Here is a 16,463-nt window from a genome sequence, read left to right on the forward strand (position 1 = left end):
AATTTGTGCCACAAATAAACAAAATCCGAACACGTAACCCCGTGCCGGGCAACCCCCTCACCCGACTCCGCATCGCCATCACCGTCTTCTTCGCCCTCGACGGCTTCGTGTTCGCGGGCTGGGTCGTGCGCATCCCCGCCATCAAGGAACAGACCGACGCCTCCGCCAGCGCCCTCGGCCTCGCTCTTCTCGGCGTGTCCGGCGGAGCCGTCATCACGATGACCCTCACCGGGCGCCTCTGTCGTCGCTACGGCAACCACCAGGTCACCGTCGCCTGCGCCGTCCTCCTCTGCCTCAGCGTCGCCCTGCCACCACTCACGCACTCCGCGCTCGCACTCGGCGCCGTCCTGCTGATCTTCGGCATGGCCTTCGGCGGCATCAACGTCGCCTTCAACAGCGCCGCCGTGGACCTGGTCGCCGCACTGCGCCGCCCGATCATGCCCAGCTTCCACGCGGCCTTCAGCCTCGGCGGCATGATCGGCGCCGGACTCGGCGGACTCGTGGCCGGCGTCCTGTCCCCCACGCGCCATCTGCTCGGCCTCACCGTGATCGGACTGCTCGTCACCCTCTTCGCGGGCCGCACCCTGCTGCGCCACCAGCCACCGAGCCCGCCGGAGAACTCGGCGCGGAAGGCCGGCCCCGCACGCCGCATGGACTCCCGCACCCGTCGACTGGTGACCGTCTTCGGCCTGATCGCCCTCTGCACCGCCTACGGCGAAGGAGCCCTGGCCGACTGGAGCGCACTGCACCTGGAGCAGGACCTGGACGCCACACCGGGTCTCGCGGCGATCGGCTACTCCTGCTTCGCACTCGCCATGACCATCGGCCGGCTGACCGGCACGACGCTGCTCGAACGCCTGGGCCAGACCCGCACCCTGGTGTACGGCGGTGCGACCGCGGCGGCCGGCATGCTGCTCGGCGCGCTCGCACCCTCCCTGTGGGCGGCGCTTCTCGGCTTCGTGATCACCGGACTCGGGCTCGCCAACCTGTTTCCCGTCGCCGTCGAACGCGCCGGCGCCCTGGCGGGGCCCGACGGAGTCGCGGTCGCGTCCACACTCGGCTACGGCGGCATGCTCCTGGGCCCGCCCGCCATCGGCTTCATGGCCGACTGGCTGTCCCTGCCCATCGCCCTCACCAGCGTGGCCGCGCTGGCCGCCCTCGCGGCCCTGATCGGCGTGACGACTCGCCGCGCCGCGACGAACTGACGGCGCGTCCCCAGAAGTCGGCCACGTGAAGCCGACCTTCATTTATTGCGTATGCATTACATGCGCTTACATTCGATGCATGTGCATGTAGTGTCTCCGTCATGACCTCTCCGCTCAACACCCCGGCGTCCGACGGACGCTGGACTCCCCGACTGTGGGGCACCCTGCTCGTGCTCTGCGCCGCGATGTTCCTGGACGCGCTGGACGTGTCGATGGTCGGTGTCGCACTGCCGTCCATCGGCTCCGAACTCGACCTCTCCACCTCGACGCTGCAATGGATTGTCAGCGGCTACATCCTGGGATACGGCGGACTCCTGCTCCTCGGCGGCCGGACCGCCGACCTGCTCGGACGCCGTCAGGTTTTCCTCGTGGCACTCGGCGTCTTCGCGTTCGCCTCGCTGCTCGGCGGGCTCGTCGACTCGGGCCCGCTGCTGATCGCCAGCCGGTTCGTCAAGGGGCTCAGCGCCGCCTTCACCGCCCCGGCCGGCCTGTCCATCATCACCACGACCTTCGCGGAGGGCCCGTTGCGCAACCGGGCCCTGTCGATCTACACCACCTGCGCGGCCACCGGCTTCTCGATGGGCCTGGTGCTCTCCGGCCTGCTCACCGAGGCGAGTTGGCGCCTCACCATGCTGCTTCCCGCGCCGGTCGCCGTACTCGCCCTGGTCGCGGGCCTGAAGCTGCTGCCGCGCAGCGAACGCGAGAAGGACCACAACGGCTACGACGTCCCCGGCGCGATCCTCGGCACCGCCTCGATGCTGCTGCTGGTCTTCACCGTCGTCCAGGCCCCGGAAGTCGGCTGGGCATCGGCCCGTACCCTGTTGTCCTTCCTCGCGGTGGCAGTGCTGCTGACCGTCTTCGTCCGCGTCGAGCGGCGCTCCGCCGGGCCACTGATCCGGCTCGGTGTGCTGCGCTCCGGTCCCCAGATCCGCGCCCAGCTCGGTGCGTTGACCCTCTTCGGCTCGTACGTCGGGTTCCAGTTCCTGGTGACCATCTACATGCAGTCGCTGCTCGGCTGGTCGGCGCTGCACACCGCCCTGGCCTTCCTGCCCGCAGGAGCGATCGTCGCACTGTCCGCGACGAAGATGGGCGCGATAGTCGACCGGTTCGGCACCCAGCGCCTGATCGTGGCGGGCTTCGCGCTGATGATCACCGGATACGCCCTGTTCCTGCGCGTCAGCCTCGACCCCAGCTACGCCACCCTGATCCTGCCGTCGATGGTGCTGATCGGCGGGGCCTTCGCGCTGGTCTTCCCCTCGCTCAACATCCAGGCCACGAACGGCGTCGACGACCACGAACAGGGCATGGTCTCCGGCCTGTTGAACACCTCGGTCCAGGTGGGCGGCGCGATCTTCCTGGCCGTCGTGACGGCGGTGGTCACCGCGGGCACCCCCGAGAACCCCTCACCGCAGGCCGTCCTCGACGCCTACCGGCCCGGACTGATCGTCGTGACGGGCATCGCCCTCGTCGGCCTGCTCGCCACACTCCCCGGTCTGCGCACCCGGCACCCGAGCCGGTCCGTCGTGGTCGCGAAGTCCCTTCAGCAACAGGAGGAGACAGTGACCGAACCGGTGGCGGCCCGCGACTGAGGGCATTTCCGGCCACCGTGCCCGGCCGGGGCGGCTTGCCCGGCCGGGCACCGGCCTGTTTGACTCGGTGGATGGACAACTACGGGGGACACATAGGGCAGGGCCGCGCGCGAGACTCCCAGGCCCGGCGGGACGCGGTGACCGTGGAGATCGGATACGCCCTGTGCAGCGCCCTGTTCCTGGCGGTCGTCGTCTTCGGGGTGGTGGCCGGTCCGGCGTTGGCCTTCGAGCTGTCCGACACCGTGCAGGCCACGCTCGTGGCCACGGGGGCGACGCTGGGCGCCGTCCTGTTCACGGTGCGGGTGGTGAGCGTACTGAACCGCTTCTCCCGCGAGAACGACGGCACCGGTGGGGCTCAGCCGAGCCAGCCCGGCCGTACCAACCCCGACTCGTAGGCGAGCACGACCAGTTGGGCCCGGTCACGGGCGCCCAGCTTCACCATCGTGCGGCTCACATGGGTCTTCGCGGTGAGCGGGCTGACGACCAGGCGCCGGGCGATCTCCTCGTTGGACAGGCCGATTCCGACCAGGGCCATCACCTCCCGTTCCCGCTCGGTGAGCCGGGTGAGGGCGTCGGCGGCGGCCGGTTCCTTCGAACGGGCGGCGAACTCGCCGATCAGGCGCCGGGTGACTCCCGGTGAGAGCAGCGCGTCGCCGACGACCACCGCCCGTACGGCGCGCAGGAGTTCGTCCGGTTCGGTGTCCTTCACCAGAAAGCCGGAGGCACCGCAGCGGATCGCCTCGAAGACGTACTCGTCGAGTTCGAAGGTGGTCAGCATGACCACCCTGACATCGTTCAGCGCCGCGTCACCGGTGATCCTCCGGGTCGCGGCCAGGCCGTCCAGCACGGGCATACGGATGTCCATCAGGACGACATCGGGCAGCAGTTCGCGTACACCGCGCACCGCCTCCTCGCCGTCCGCGGCCTCCCCGGCCACCTCGATGTCGGGCTGCGCGTCGAGCAGCGCCCTGAACCCGGCGCGGACCAACGACTGGTCGTCGGCGAGCAGTACACGGATCACCGGTCCTCCTTCACCTTGAGCGGCAGGACCGCAAGCACCCGGAAACCGCCGTCCGCGCGCGGCCCCGCCTCGATCGTGCCACCGAGAGCGGCGGCCCGCTCCCGCATCCCGGCCAGCCCGTTCCCGCTGCCACCCGCGTCGGCGGCGGTCGCGGGCCCGTCGTCGTCGACGCGCAGCCGCAGGGCGCCGTCCGCTTCGTCGACCCGCACGCGCGCGTGCCGTGAACCGGAGTGCCGTACGACATTGGTGAGGGCCTCCTGGAGGATCCGGAAGGCGGCCAGGTCCGTACCCGGCGAAAGCTTCGGGGCCGCGCCCCGCACCTCGACGGTCAGCCCTGCCCCCGCCGCCTGCTCCACCAGCTCGGACAGCCGGTCAAGACCAGGCGCCGGAGCGCGCGGCGCGTCCCCCGGCGTACGCAGTGTGTCGAGCACCTGACGCACCTCCCCGAGCGCCTCCTTGCTCGCCGCCTTGATGGTGGTGAGCGCGCTGCGGGCCTGCTCGGGGTCGGAGTCGAGCAGCGCGAGACCGACCCCGGCCTGCACGTTGATGACCGAAATGCTGTGCGCGAGTACGTCGTGCAGCTCGCGCGCGATCCGCAGCCGCTCCTCGTCGGCCCGCCGCCGGGCGGCCTGGGCGCGCTCGGCGCGCTCCCGGTCCCACTGCTCCCGCCGTACCCGGACCAGCTCGGCGACCGCCACGATGGCCGCCACCCAGGCGGCGACGACGATCTCCTGCCCCCAGGAGGCGGCCTGGTCGCCGGACGGCGGCAGCCAGTGGTACAGCCAGTGCGCGATCAGGACGTGTCCGGCCCAGAGCATCCCGACTGCCGTCCACGCGGCCCTGCGGTGCCCGGCGACAACGGCGCCGAAGCAGCCGAGGGCCACGGTCAGGAAGACCGGCCCGTAGGGGTATCCGGCGCCGAGATAGACCATGGCGGCCGTGGCCGTGCCGAAGACGACGAGCACCGGGTGCCGCTGCCGCCACAGCAGCAGTCCCGAGCCGACGACGAGCAGGAGCCGCGCGAAGAGGTCCAGGTGGGCGCGCTCGCCCACCTGTTGGTCGGCAGCGTAGTTGGAGCCGGCGAGCACGAACACGGTCAGCAGGAGGGTGGAACGCCAGGGCCATCGGCCGCCTCCACCGTCCGTCCCGGGCCGGACCTCCCCGTACCGCCCCTCTCCGTACCGACCCTCCCCGTGCCGGTGCTCCCGCCATGGAGGCCCGTTCCCCCACCACCGAGGCGGGCCTCCCCCGCGTCCGCGCACCCTCTGCTCGTCCATGTCCGCCACGCTAGACGGCACCGCCCCGCGACGGCGTCCGCCGGGCGAGGTGATCACCCGTACTCCCCGGGGAGTACGAGGGCAAGGCCGATCTCGACCGCCTCCGGGCCGCGCCCCTACTCCTTCTCGGGAAACACCAGCCCCACCCCGTGACCGATCCGGCTGACGGCATACCGGAAGAACGTCTCCCGGTCCTCCACCACCCGGTTGAACTGGCCGAACAGCTCGAACCCGACCAGCCCGTACACCTGCGCCCAGGCCGCGACGAGCGCCATCGTCACCTCCGGCGGGAGGTCGGAGGCGAGGTCGGCGGTCAACCGCTCCGCCTCGGGGCGCAGTTCGGCGGGGATCGGGGTACGCGCCACGCCGACGCTCCGGTGGGCGTCGCGCACGATGCCGGTCAGCAGCAGGCCGACCCGGGAGGCGGCCGGCACAGTGGTGTCGGGCGCCTTGTAGCCGGGAACCGGCGAGCCGTAGATCAGCGCGTACTCGTGCGGATGGTCCAGCCCCCAGCCGCGCACCGCCTCGCACACCGCGACCCAGCGCCGCAGCGGACCGGTGTCCACGGCGGCTGCGTGGGCGGCCTCGGCGGCCTCGCCCAGGGAGTCGTAGGCGTCGATGATGAGAGCGGTCAGCAGGTCGTCGCGGCTGGGGAAGTAGCGGTACAGCGCGGAGGAGACCATGCCGAGCTCGCGGGCGACTGCCCGCAGCGAGAGCTTGGCGGCGCCTTCCGCCGCGAGCTGTCTGCGCGCCTCGTCCTTGATCGCCGAGGTGACTTCGATCCTGGCGCGGGCGCGGGCTCCTTGTGCGGTGCTCATGGGTGCGAGTGTTCCATGTTTTCGGATCAGTGCACACAAACGAGAGCACCGAACCGAAAAGAGAGCAGTGCTCTTGCTTTGGATCACCGATCTCCGGCAGACTGCTCTCAAGCGAGAGCAGTGCTCTCGCAAGCAGCTCTCCCACACTCACTGATGCCAGAAATCCAGGAGGACATCATGCCGTCGTCGTCAGCCCACTATGTGAAGCCCAAGGCGTTCGACAAGGCCATGAACGGCTTCGTCGGCTGGCTCGCGCGCCACGGCGTGAGCCTCATGGGCACCGCCGAGCTCTCCGTGCGAGGCCGCAGGAGCGGAGAGTGGCGCCAGCTGCCCGTCAACCCGCTGCCCTACGACGGCGGCCCCTACCTCGTCTCGGCGCGCGGCCACTCCGAATGGGTGCGGAACATGCGCGCCGCCGGCGGCGGACAACTCAAGGTCGGCCGCCGGGTGCAGGAGTTCACCGCGGTCGAACTGCCCGACGCGGAGAAGCCGGTCGTGCTGCGCACCTACCTCAAGAAGTGGGGCTGGGAAGTGGGGCGCTTCTTCGGCGACGTGGACGTGAACTCCACCGACGAGGAACTGCTCGCCGCCGCTCCCAGGCACCCCGTCTTCCGGATCACCGTCAAACCGTGAACACCCCCTGGGCCCTGTACTCCCGTACGACGCCTCAGGGCCTGTCGAGCGCGGTCAGGACGCGCCCCGCCATGGGGTGGGTGCGCACCAGCTCGCCCAGCGAGGTGGAGCCGCGGGTGATGTCCCGGAAGGCGTTCCACGCCGGCCGGAAGCCGGTCAGGGCGGCGTGGAACATGCCGGGCCGCCGCTCGAACGCCTTCAGCATGCTCCGGCCGACGGCCATCTCGACGCCGAGCCCCGCCTTGATCGCGAACGCGTAGTTCAGGGCCTGGCGGCGCGTGTCCACGGCGTCGTGGGCCTCCGCGATCCGGACCGCCCACTCCCCCGCGAGCCGCCCCGAGCGCAGCGCGAACGAGATGCCCTCGCGGGTCCACGGCTCCAGCAGGCCCGCCGCGTCACCGCAGACCAGCACCCGGCCGCGGGAGAGCGGCGAGTCGTCGGCACGGCAGCGCGTCAAGTGGCCGGAGGAGATGCTCGGTTCGAAGCCGGCCAGCCCCAGCCGGGCGATGAAGTCCTCCAGGTACCGCTTGGTCGCCGCACCCTCACCGCGCGCCGAGATCACGCCCACCGTCAATGTGTCCCCCTTGGGGAACACCCAGCCGTAACTGCCGGGCATCGGGCCCCAGTCGATGAGCACCCGCCCCTGCCAGTCCTCAGCGACGGTCCGAGGCACCGGGATCTCCGCCTCCAGGCCCAGATCCACCTGGTCGAGTTTCACCCCGACGTGTGCTCCTATGCGGCTGGCACTGCCGTCCGCACCCACGACGGCACGCGCGAGCACGGTCTCGCCGCCCTGCAGGACGACGGCGACCGTCCGCCGGTCCGGCACCGCCGAACCGTGCTGCTCGACCCGCGACACCGTGACACCCGTACGCAGCTCGGCGCCCGCCTTCTGGGCGTGCTCGACGAGCTGCTGGTCGAACTCGGGCCGGTTGATCAGACCGAACAGCATCTGCTTGGAGCGGCGGGTGCGGGTGAAACGGCCGTTGTTGGAGAACGTGACGGCGTGCACCCGGTCCTGGAAGGGCAGCTCGAAGCCGGGCGGCAGCGAGTCCCGCGAGGGGCCGATGATTCCGCCGCCGCACGTCTTGTAGCGCGGCAGTTCCGCTTTCTCCAGCAACAGCACACTGCGGCCCGCGACCGCCGTCGCATACGCGGCCGAAGCCCCTGCGGGTCCCGCGCCCACCACAACGACGTCCCACACCTGTGCCACGTCGTCCGCCGAAGAGTTCTCGCTGCTCACGATGGTCTGCTGCTCCTGGTCCATCCGCCTGCCGCACCTGTTCCTCCGCATCCTACGGCGGGCGTCGCCACAGTCCGCTGTGGGAGGATCACAGGACTTCCCTGGTACAACGTCGCACCCACAAGGAGCGTGCCCATGTCCTCGAATCCGGTCGCCGAGACCGTCGCCTCCCTCATGCCGAGGGCACGGGCGGAGCTCACCGAACTGGTGGCGTTCAAATCGGTGGCGGACTTCGAGCAGTTCCCGAAGAGCGAGAGCGAGGCAGCCGCGAACTGGGTCGCCGACGCGCTGCGCGCCGAAGGCTTCCAGGACGTGGCCCTGCTCGACACCCCGGACGGCACACAGTCGGTGTACGGCTTCCTGCCGGGCCCCGAGGGCGCGAAGACGGTCCTCCTGTACGCCCACTACGACGTGCAGCCGCCGCTCGACGAGTCCCGCTGGGTGACCCCGCCGTTCGAGCTGACCGAGCGCGACGGCCGCTGGTACGGGCGCGGCGCCGCCGACTGCAAGGGCGGCATCGTCATGCATCTCCTCGCGCTGCGCGCCCTGAAGGCGAACGGCGGCGTCCCGGTCAACGTCAAGGTGATCGCCGAGGGTTCGGAGGAAATGGCCACGGGCGGTCTGCAGCGGTACGCCGAGGAACACCCCGAGCTGCTCGCCGCCGACACGATCGTCATCGGCGACGCCGGCAACTTCCGGGTCGGTCTGCCGACGGTCACCTCGACGCTCCGCGGCATGACCACGGTGCGGGTCAAGGTCGACACCCTCGAAGGCAACCTGCACTCGGGCCAGTTCGGCGGGGCCGCGCCCGACGCGCTGGGCGCGCTGATCCGCGTACTCGACTCGTTGCGGGCCGAGGACGGTTCGACGACGATCGACGGGCTCACGGACGAGGAGTCGTGGGGCGGGCTCCAGTACGACGAGGAGCAGTTCCGCACGGACGCCAAGGTGCTGGACGGTGTGCGGCTGATCGGCTCCGGCACGGTCGCCGAGCGGATCTGGGCGCGCCCGGCCGTCACGGTCCTCGGCATCGACTGCCCGCCGGTGGTCGGCGCCACCCTGTCCGTGCAGGCGAGCGCCCGCGCGCTGGTCAGTCTGCGGGTGCCGCCGGGCGTGGACGCGGCGGCGGCGAACAAGCTCCTGGAGGCGCATCTGACGGCGCACACGCCGTGGGGCGCGCGGGTGAGCACGGAGCAGATCGGCCAGGGCCAGCCGTTCCGCGCCGACACCGCCAGCCCTGCGTACACGGCGATGGCCGAGGCCATGGCGGTCGCGTATCCGGGCCAGGAGATGCAGTACGCGGGCCAGGGCGGCTCGATCCCCCTCTGCAACACGCTCGCGTCGCTCTACCCGCGGGCCGAGATCCTGCTGATCGGGCTGAGCGAGCCGGAGGCCCAGATCCACGCGGTGAACGAGAGCGTCTCCCCGGAGGAACTGGAGCGCCTGTCGGTGACAGAGGCCCTGTTCCTCCGGAACTACGCCACGTCCTGAGCCCGCCGGGAACCCCTACTCCACCTCGGCCTGTCCCACCGCCACCCCCGCCTCCAGATAGAGCGCGGCACCGCGCTCGCGCGCCCGCAGCGCCCCGCGCAGACGCTCGTAGCGGACGGGAGGGAGCAGGTCGGCGGCCTCTTCCTCGGTGACGAAGCGCCAGCCGCGCAGTTCGGGGCCGGGCAGGAGCAGACGCCCGGCCTCGGTGCTGTCGAGCCGGCCGCCGTCGAAGAGCAGACGCAGTCCGCCGTAGCCGGGCGGCGCGGGCGGCTCCCAGTCGATCACGAGGAGCCGGGGTACGTCGGTGAGGTGGAGGCCCGTCTCCTCGGCGACCTCGCGGATGCCCGCGCGCGCGGGTGCCTCGCCCCGCTCGACGACCCCGCCGGGGAACTCCCAGCCCGCCTTGTAGGTCGGATCGACGAGCAGGACCCGGTCCTGCTCGTCGAAGAGCAGGACCCCGGAGGCCACGGTCTCGCCGGTGGGTTCCGGGGTCTGCACGATGTCGCACACGGGCGCGGTCCCGGTGCCGACGGCTTCGGCGATCCGTACGGCCGCCTCGTACGGTGTGAGGGCGCTGGTGTCGACCGGGTGGGCGTCGGCGGTGAGCCAGGAGGCGAGCGCCGTCCGGTACGGCTCGATCTGGTCGTACGACCACTGCCGTACGCGTATCTCTCCGTCCGGGAGATCCGGTGGGATCTCCCGGGTGGCTATTCGCTCGCGCAGGATCGTTTCCGCCGGGGCGAGGAGCACATGCCGGACCGCGATCCGGCGGGCGGCGAGACCGCCGAAGATCTCGTCGCGGTACTCCTGGCGGAGCAGCGTCATGGGCACCACGAGGGTCCCGCCGAGCTCGGCGAGCATGGCGGCGGCGGTGTCCACGACGAGCCGCCGCCAGATCGGCAGGTCCTGGAAGTCGCCGACCTCCGCGAGGCGCTTGGGCGGCAGTAGTTGTGCGAGTGCGCCGCCGATGACCTCGGGGTCGAAGAGCGTGCTGTTCGGGATCAGTTCGTTCAGCTCCCGTGCGGTGGTGGTCTTCCCCGCACCGAACGCGCCGTTGACCCAGACGACGATCACATTTCCCCCTCTTCTGTTGGACCCCTGAGGCTTGCCCGTTCCACCCTGCCACGGAAACCAGATCCAGTTGAGGCCGCCGACACAGTGGCGCCGGTGCCCCGTCACACGGGTGCACCGGCGCCACTTCGACCACTTTCGGGCTCGTCAGCCAGTGGTGCTGTTGCCTCCCAGCGGGCTCTCGTCCACGGCCAGGCTGTCGCTGGCGACGGTGTGGTCGAGGGTGCTGAGCGTGTCGTCCACGCTCAGATCACCGAGGGCGTCGGCCCCGAGACCGTGGGAGGGGGTGATCGCCGCGACGACGAACCCGGTGGCGAGGGAGGCGATGGCGAGCATGCTGCGCTTCTTCATGCCCGGTTCAACTGCCGAACCGGGCCGCGGGTCACGGTGTCCGCGCATCGCGTCACATTCCCGGCGGCCACGCCGTCCTACTCCTGAGGCACAGTCCACGGACCAGAGGAGAGACCGCATGTCGACAACCGGGGCGACCAGCAACACGGAGACGCTCAACCGTCTCCACTCCGCCGTGAACAGCGGCGACCCGGACATCATCTCGAAGGCCATCGACGAGTTCGTCGCACCGGACGTGCTCTTCCACGCACCGGTGCCGATGGGCTCGACGGGAGCGGAGGCCCTGAAGCGGGTGTGGGAGGTGCTGCTGCGCGCGTTCCCCGACATCCGCGTCACCGTCGAGGAGACGGTCTCGGAGGGCGACAAGGTCGCCTCCCGGAACACGGTGACCGGCACCCACCGGGGCGACTACCAGGGCCTGGCGCCCACCGGAAGGACCATCACCTACAGCGAGATCTTCATCTGCCGGTTCGCCGACGGGCGCATCGCCGAGATCCGGGGCGTCGTCGACGTCCTCGCGCAACTGCGTCAGCTCGGCGCCCTGCCGGCCTGACCTCGCACGGCACGGCGTGACCTCCTGGCCCGGCCGGATACCTGCACCACGGCTGCCGCCAGGAGGTCCTGTCCTTCACGTCACTTCACCGGTTGCCGCCCGGATCAGGCGCTCGGCCCGTGGCTCTCAGACGCTCGCCTCGGCCGTGTCGTCCGCCCGGCGCGTCAACGCGGCCGCTGCCGCGCCGACCAGGCCCGCGTCCGTGCCCATCTGCGCCGGCACGATCTCCAGTCGCTGGACGAACGACAGCGTCGCATAGGTCTTCAGGGCCGCACGCAGGGGCGTGAACAGCACATCGCCGGCCTTGCCCACACCGCCGCCGATCACGGCGACGTCGATCTCCACCAGGGTCGCGGTGGCGGCGATGCCCGCCGCGAGCGCCTGGGCCGCCCGCTCGAAGGAGGCGACGGCGACCGGATCGCCGATCCGTGCCGCCTCCGCCACGGCGGCGGCCGAGGTGTCGCCGTCGGGGCCCGGCTGCCAGCCGTTCGCCAGTGCGCGGCGCGCGATGTTGGGGCCGCTGGCGATGCGCTCCACACAGCCGCGGGAGCCGCAGGCGCAGGGATCGCCGTCGAGTTCGACGCTGATGTGCCCGATGTGGCCGGCGTTGCCGGTGGGTCCGGGATGCAGCCGTCCGTTGAGCACCAGGCCGCCGCCGACGCCGGTCGAGACGACCATGCACAGCGCGTTGTCGTGGCCGCGGGCAGCGCCCTGCCAGTGTTCGGCCGCCGTGATCGCCACCCCGTCGCCGATCAGTTCGACCGGCAGCCCCCCGGTGACGGCCCGGACGCGTTCGACGAGCGGAAAGCCGCGCCAGCCGGGTACGTTCACCGGGCTCACCGTGCCCGCGGAGGCGTCCACCGGCCCCGCGCTGCCGATTCCGACGGCCGTCGCGCGTACCCACAGCGGCGATCCGGTCAGCTCGGCGAGAACCTCCTCGACGGCCCGCATCACGGTCTCGCCGGCCTCGAGAGCGGGCGTCGGTCGCTGTGCGCGCAGCAGGATCCGGCCGTGGCCGTCCACCAGCGCTCCGGCGATCTTGGTGCCGCCGATGTCGAGCGCAGCCACGAGGTCGGTGTGCATCAGTGTCAGATCTCCCTGTCAACCATGGCAAAAGCGGGCAGGCCGGTCTGATGGTGGGGGCGCAGGCCGGAGTTGGTGGTGGACAGTGTCCCCTGCATCTGACAACGTTGTCCAGGCTCTATGCTCGACGCCACATCCTCATACACAACCTGGGACGACGCATCCCCCGTACGCCACACGGTCCGAAGCATCGAAACGCTTCACCGTGGACCGCCGTCATCCCGTGGACGACAGGACAGGACAGCGCATCGTGGCCGACACCGCCCGCCGCCCGGAGAACCGCTACGGCAACCGTCCGACCATGAAGGACGTGGCCGCGCGCGCCGGGGTCGGCCTGAAGACGGTCTCTCGTGTCGTCAACGCCGAGCCGGGGGTCACCCCGGAGACCGAACGCCGCGTGCAGGAGGCGATCGACGCGCTGGGCTTCCGCCGCAACGACAGCGCGCGGGTGCTGCGCAAGGGCAGCACGGCGAGCATCGGCCTCGTTCTGGAGGACCTCGCCGACCCGTTCTACGGCCCTCTGAGCCGGGCGGTCGAGGAGATCGCCCGGGCGCACGGCGCCCTGCTGATCAACGGGTCGAGCGCCGAGGACCCGGACCGCGAGCAGGAACTGGTGCTGGCGCTCTGCGCGCGGCGGGTGGACGGGCTGGTGATCATTCCGGCCGGTGACGACCACCGGTACCTGGAGCCCGAACTGAAGGCGGGCGTCGCCACGGTGTTCGTGGACCGGCCGGCCGGGCAGATCGACGCCGACGTCGTCCTGTCGGACAGTTTCGGCGGCGCCCGTGACGGTGTGGCCCATCTGATCGCGCACGGCCACCGGCGGATCGGCTTCATCGGGGACATGCCCCGCATCCACACCTCCGCCGAGCGCCTTCGCGGCTACCGCGCCGCGATGGAGGACGCGGGGATACCGGTCGAGGACGCGTGGATCTCCCTCGGCGTCACCGACCCGGAACGGGTGCGCCGCGCGGCCGAGGAGATGCTCACCGGACCGTCCCCGGTCACGGCGGTCTTCGCGGGCAACAACCGGGTGACGGTCACGGTCGTCCGGGTCCTCAACGAGCAGCGCCGTCCCGTCGCCCTCGTGGGCTTCGACGACTTCGAACTCGCCGACCTGCTCCAGCCCGGCGTCACCGTCGTCGCCCAGGACGCGGCCCAACTCGGCCGCACGGCCGCCGAACGCCTCTTCCGCCAATTGGACGGCACCCTGCTCACCCCCGAGCGCATCGAACTCCCGACCCGCCTGATCACCCGGGGCTCGGGGGAACTGCCCCCGGTCGACTGAGCCGGGGATGCCCACACTCCGTTCCCTCGGCCTCGCCGAGGCGCCGCGCGAGCACCCGCTCACCTATCCGGGCGTGTGGCCCAGCGAGTCCGGGATTCTGGACGGCGACCATTTCCTCCCGCTCCCCGCCGGCCCGCCGCCCGACCTCCCCCGGCTCTTCCCCGACCGCGTGCCCGTCCTCGCCATCGGATCCAACGCCTGCCCCGGTCAACTCCGGCACAAGATGGCGGAGTTCGGCATCCGTGAGCCGATCCCGATGATCCGGGCCCTGGTCACCGGGATCGAGGTCGGTGTCTCGGCCCATGTGAGCCGGTTGGGGTACGTGTCCGCGTCGCCCTTCGACGCCCCCGGAAACGTAAGGGAGTTGTTCGTCACCTGGCTCGACGCGGACCAGCTGGCCGTCATCGACGCCAGCGAGGGAGTGCAGGTGCCGACAGGGCCGTACGACCGCGCCTGGCTGCCCTGCTCCGAGGTGGGCGTCGAGTTGGAGTCCGGCGAACGGCTCTCGGGTGTGTACGCGTACGTCAACCGGCGCGGGGTGCTGCACGACGGGTCCGGAAGTCCGCGCCTGCATCCGGGAGAACGCCGGCTGCTCACCGAACTCCTCGGCGCGTCACCGGCGTTGAGGGACCTGTTCGGCGTGACGCCCGAGGAGTTCTGCGCCCGGGCGCGCTTCGACCGGGACCGGTGCGACCGGGGCACCCGGCTGTTCGCGGCGGAGGGGCTGGTGGTCGCGTCCGGTCTGGAGCCGTACGTACCGGCTCAGCAGACCGGGAGTCCGGGTACCGGGGCGTCGTTGTCGCCGCCCTGGAGGTAGACGTCGCTGACGTAGACACCGGCGTTGCCGCTGTCGTCGTCGGTCTTCGCCCACCAGACGTTCGTCCACTCGCCGTAGGTCTCGCGCCGGCCCAGGTTCTGTTGGCAGTAGAAGTAGTTGGTGCCCGAGTTGAGGACGCCGACCTCGGTGCCGGAGGCGGTGTACGACTTGGCGGTGCGCCAGACCGAGCAGTCGTACTTGCCGTCGCCTCTTGACACGCACGCGGGGTCGGGGGTGGAGGTCGCGCCGCCGCTCGTGGTGCTCCCGCCGGTGCTGCCGGTTCCTCCGGTCGTCCCGGCCCCTCCGGTCGTGCCCGAACCTCCGGTGGTGCCGGTTCCGGTGTCGCCCGAGGTACCGCCGCCCGTCGTGTCGCTCCCCGAGGTCTGCGACGGGGCCGGGGTCGCGTCGCCACCGGGCTCGGTGTCACTTCCCTTGCCCGGCGCCTTCGTCGGGCTCGGGGACGGGGACCTGCTTGTGCCCTTGTCGGTGGGCGTGGGGCTCGTGGAGAGGTCCAGGTCGGCCCGGCCGCTGCCCGTGGTGGGCGCGTCGGCACGGCTGTCCTCCGACGCCCCGGGGCGGGCGCTCGCTTCGCTCTCGGCTCCGTCGGCGACCAGCGCCACGGTGACACCGGCGGCGGCGAGGACCACGGTGACGGCCACGGCGGCGAGCAACGCTCGTCCCCTGCGGCGCGGCCGGGCGGAGGCGGGAGCCGCAGTGGAGAAGGTGGTCGGGGCCGCGAGGTGGCCGGGGTCCGGTACGCCGGGGGCGGCCAGGGGCCCGGCGGGGCCGAATCCAGGGGTTCCGGATGTCATCGGCTCGGGCGGGCCGAACCCGGGAGGCGCCTGGTGTGCGGCTTCGGGGGCAGGCGATGTCTGCTCTGCGGGACCGAACCCCGGCGGGACCGGCGTCGCACCGGACTCCGGCGCCTCCCCCGTCTCTCCGTTCGCCGCCCGTACCTCAGAGGCCTCGGGCGTCGCCGCCGCAGCAGCAGCCCCGTACGGTCGCAGGCCCGTGGTGGGTGTGTCCGTCGCACCGCTCGTGGCCGACGCCACCGCCTCCAGCATGCCCCGTGCGGTCTCCGCGTCCGGACGGTCCTCCGGCACCTTGGCCATCAGCTGCCGCAGGATCGGGCCCAGCGCACCGGCCTGGCGGGGGTCGGGGAGAGGTTCGGAGACGATCGCGGTGAGCGTTGACCAGGTCGACGTACGGCGGAAGGGCGAGTTGCCCTCGACCGCCGCGTACAGCGTGGCGCCCAGGGCCCAGATGTCGGAGGCGGGGCCGGGGTCGTTGCCCTGGGCCCGTTCGGGTGCCAGGTAGTCGAGGGAGCCCACGAGTTCGCCGCTGCGGGTGAGGTTCGTGGCCGAGCCGTCGCCCGGGTCCTCCATCGTGGCGATGCCGAAGTCCGTCAGGACGACCCGGCCCGAGGTCTCCAGCAGGATGTTGCCGGGCTTCACGTCACGGTGCAGGACGCCGACGCGGTGGGCGGCGGCGAGCGCGTCCATCACCTGGGCGCCGATCCCGGCGGCCTCGTGCGGGTCCAGGGTGCCGCGCTCGCTCAGGACGTCGTCCAGGGAGCGGCCGTTCACCAGCTCCATGACGATCAGGGGGCGGCCGTCGACCTCCGAGACATCGTGCACGGCGACCACTCCGGGGTGGCGTATTCGGGCCGCCGCACGGGCCTCGCGCTGCATCCGCAGCCGCAGGGCGGCCAGTTCGGGCGCGGCGGCGTCCGTGAACGTACGAAGTTCCTTGACCGCGACCTCACGGCCGAGTACCTCGTCGACCGCACGCCAGACGACGCCCATGCCGCCGCGCCCGAGCCGGCTCACGACCCGGTAGCGGCCGGCCAGCAGCCGACCGGTCTCGGCCGTCCCGTCCACCGCCCGCTCCGCCGGCTGTCCGGCCGCCTGCCCGTGTTCCCCCGAAGACACCACTGCCCCGTTCGTGTGACCCACTCGTACGTCCGTACAGATTACGGGGCTGGTGTGACACCGGGAGACCATGGCCTCTGTTGTGACCTGGG

The 16,463-nt window shown here is 71.5% G+C and carries 16 protein-coding genes; 8 read left to right on the top strand and 8 right to left on the bottom strand.

Annotated features, from left to right (window positions below; translation table 11 throughout):
• Nucleotides 1-41 precede the first annotated feature (41 nt).
• From OHN74_RS03550 to OHN74_RS03560, 3 genes are all read left to right on the top strand, one after another.
• A complete protein-coding gene (locus OHN74_RS03550) occupies nucleotides 42-1,205 on the top strand; it encodes an MFS transporter (protein ID WP_327693038.1) in 1,164 nt (387 codons plus the stop codon).
• A gap of 101 nt (nucleotides 1,206-1,306) precedes the next feature.
• On the top strand, nucleotides 1,307-2,794 hold the full coding sequence (locus OHN74_RS03555; protein WP_327693039.1) for an MFS transporter: 1,488 nt from the start codon (nucleotides 1,307-1,309) through the stop codon (nucleotides 2,792-2,794).
• Between the two features lie 71 nt (nucleotides 2,795-2,865).
• Entirely contained in the window at nucleotides 2,866-3,189 is a 324-nt protein-coding gene (locus OHN74_RS03560; protein ID WP_327693040.1) for a DUF6332 family protein, read from the top strand.
• Here the strand turns inward: OHN74_RS03560 and OHN74_RS03565 are convergent.
• The 3 genes from OHN74_RS03565 to OHN74_RS03575 form a co-directional block, all read right to left on the bottom strand.
• The gene (locus OHN74_RS03565; RefSeq protein ID WP_327693041.1) at nucleotides 3,150-3,815 is read right to left on the bottom strand and encodes a response regulator transcription factor; all 666 of its coding nucleotides are present in this window, start codon (nucleotides 3,813-3,815) and stop codon (nucleotides 3,150-3,152) included. The two genes, OHN74_RS03560 and OHN74_RS03565, sit on opposite strands and share 40 nt — an antisense overlap.
• On the bottom strand, nucleotides 3,812-5,092 hold the full coding sequence (locus tag OHN74_RS03570; protein ID WP_327693042.1) for a sensor histidine kinase: 1,281 nt from the start codon (nucleotides 5,090-5,092) through the stop codon (nucleotides 3,812-3,814). The genes OHN74_RS03565 and OHN74_RS03570 overlap by 4 nt, the downstream gene beginning before the upstream one ends.
• Nucleotides 5,093-5,208: 116 nt before the next feature.
• Nucleotides 5,209-5,910, bottom strand: a complete 702-nt coding sequence (locus OHN74_RS03575) for a TetR/AcrR family transcriptional regulator (RefSeq protein ID WP_327693043.1) — start codon at nucleotides 5,908-5,910, stop codon at nucleotides 5,209-5,211.
• Nucleotides 5,911-6,087: 177 nt separating this feature from the next.
• Between OHN74_RS03575 and OHN74_RS03580 the strand changes: the two genes are divergently transcribed.
• Nucleotides 6,088-6,543 (top strand): nitroreductase family deazaflavin-dependent oxidoreductase, encoded by a 456-nt coding sequence (locus tag OHN74_RS03580; protein ID WP_327693044.1) that lies wholly within the window; start codon nucleotides 6,088-6,090, stop codon nucleotides 6,541-6,543.
• 34 nt (nucleotides 6,544-6,577) lie between these two features.
• On the opposite strand, the gene OHN74_RS03585 is transcribed toward OHN74_RS03580, so the two are convergent.
• On the bottom strand, nucleotides 6,578-7,786 hold the full coding sequence (locus OHN74_RS03585) for a geranylgeranyl reductase family protein (protein WP_327699972.1): 1,209 nt from the start codon (nucleotides 7,784-7,786) through the stop codon (nucleotides 6,578-6,580).
• Nucleotides 7,787-7,921: 135 nt separating this feature from the next.
• Between OHN74_RS03585 and OHN74_RS03590 the strand changes: the two genes are divergently transcribed.
• Nucleotides 7,922-9,277 (top strand): dipeptidase, encoded by a 1,356-nt coding sequence (locus OHN74_RS03590; RefSeq protein ID WP_327693045.1) that lies wholly within the window; start codon nucleotides 7,922-7,924, stop codon nucleotides 9,275-9,277.
• 15 nt (nucleotides 9,278-9,292) lie between these two features.
• On the opposite strand, the gene OHN74_RS03595 is transcribed toward OHN74_RS03590, so the two are convergent.
• Both OHN74_RS03595 and OHN74_RS03600 read right to left on the bottom strand, forming a co-directional pair.
• Nucleotides 9,293-10,351 carry an NUDIX hydrolase gene (locus OHN74_RS03595; RefSeq protein ID WP_327693046.1) on the bottom strand — a complete coding sequence of 353 codons (1,059 nt, stop codon included), beginning with the start codon at nucleotides 10,349-10,351 and terminating at the stop codon, nucleotides 9,293-9,295.
• A 144-nt stretch (nucleotides 10,352-10,495) separates the two neighbouring features.
• Entirely contained in the window at nucleotides 10,496-10,699 is a 204-nt protein-coding gene (locus OHN74_RS03600) for a hypothetical protein (protein WP_327693047.1), read from the bottom strand.
• A 118-nt stretch (nucleotides 10,700-10,817) separates the two neighbouring features.
• On the opposite strand from OHN74_RS03600, the gene OHN74_RS03605 reads away from it, so the two are divergent.
• On the top strand, nucleotides 10,818-11,252 hold the full coding sequence (locus tag OHN74_RS03605; RefSeq protein ID WP_327693048.1) for an ester cyclase: 435 nt from the start codon (nucleotides 10,818-10,820) through the stop codon (nucleotides 11,250-11,252).
• A gap of 126 nt (nucleotides 11,253-11,378) precedes the next feature.
• On the opposite strand, the gene OHN74_RS03610 is transcribed toward OHN74_RS03605, so the two are convergent.
• Nucleotides 11,379-12,335, bottom strand: coding sequence for an ROK family protein (locus OHN74_RS03610; protein ID WP_327693049.1), 957 nt, complete (start codon nucleotides 12,333-12,335; stop codon nucleotides 11,379-11,381).
• A gap of 223 nt (nucleotides 12,336-12,558) precedes the next feature.
• On the opposite strand from OHN74_RS03610, the gene OHN74_RS03615 reads away from it, so the two are divergent.
• Nucleotides 12,559-13,623, top strand: a complete 1,065-nt coding sequence (locus OHN74_RS03615; RefSeq protein WP_327693050.1) for a LacI family DNA-binding transcriptional regulator — start codon at nucleotides 12,559-12,561, stop codon at nucleotides 13,621-13,623.
• A 7-nt stretch (nucleotides 13,624-13,630) separates the two neighbouring features.
• On the top strand, nucleotides 13,631-14,440 hold the full coding sequence (locus OHN74_RS03620) for a hypothetical protein (RefSeq protein ID WP_327693051.1): 810 nt from the start codon (nucleotides 13,631-13,633) through the stop codon (nucleotides 14,438-14,440).
• Here OHN74_RS03620 and OHN74_RS03625 read toward each other — a convergent pair.
• A complete protein-coding gene (locus OHN74_RS03625; protein WP_443060535.1) occupies nucleotides 14,386-16,371 on the bottom strand; it encodes a protein kinase domain-containing protein in 1,986 nt (661 codons plus the stop codon). The genes OHN74_RS03620 and OHN74_RS03625 overlap by 55 nt on opposite strands.
• Nucleotides 16,372-16,463 lie beyond the last annotated feature (92 nt).

It is taken from the genome of Streptomyces sp. NBC_00459 (genome assembly GCF_036013955.1).
In the GTDB taxonomy this organism is placed as follows: domain Bacteria; phylum Actinomycetota; class Actinomycetes; order Streptomycetales; family Streptomycetaceae; genus Streptomyces.

Coding starts and splice junctions, on each gene's coding strand:
- OHN74_RS03575 (WP_327693043.1), bottom strand. CDS start 5,910: ATGAGCACCGCACAAGGAGCCCGCGCCCGCGCCAGGATCGAAGTCACC.
- OHN74_RS03600 (WP_327693047.1), bottom strand. CDS start 10,699: ATGAAGAAGCGCAGCATGCTCGCCATCGCCTCCCTCGCCACCGGGTTC.
- OHN74_RS03610 (WP_327693049.1), bottom strand. CDS start 12,335: ATGCACACCGACCTCGTGGCTGCGCTCGACATCGGCGGCACCAAGATC.
- OHN74_RS03605 (WP_327693048.1), top strand. CDS start 10,818: ATGTCGACAACCGGGGCGACCAGCAACACGGAGACGCTCAACCGTCTC.
- OHN74_RS03620 (WP_327693051.1), top strand. CDS start 13,631: ATGCCCACACTCCGTTCCCTCGGCCTCGCCGAGGCGCCGCGCGAGCAC.
- OHN74_RS03555 (WP_327693039.1), top strand. CDS start 1,307: ATGACCTCTCCGCTCAACACCCCGGCGTCCGACGGACGCTGGACTCCC.
- OHN74_RS03570 (WP_327693042.1), bottom strand. CDS start 5,092: ATGGACGAGCAGAGGGTGCGCGGACGCGGGGGAGGCCCGCCTCGGTGG.
- OHN74_RS03580 (WP_327693044.1), top strand. CDS start 6,088: ATGCCGTCGTCGTCAGCCCACTATGTGAAGCCCAAGGCGTTCGACAAG.
- OHN74_RS03560 (WP_327693040.1), top strand. CDS start 2,866: ATGGACAACTACGGGGGACACATAGGGCAGGGCCGCGCGCGAGACTCC.
- OHN74_RS03590 (WP_327693045.1), top strand. CDS start 7,922: ATGTCCTCGAATCCGGTCGCCGAGACCGTCGCCTCCCTCATGCCGAGG.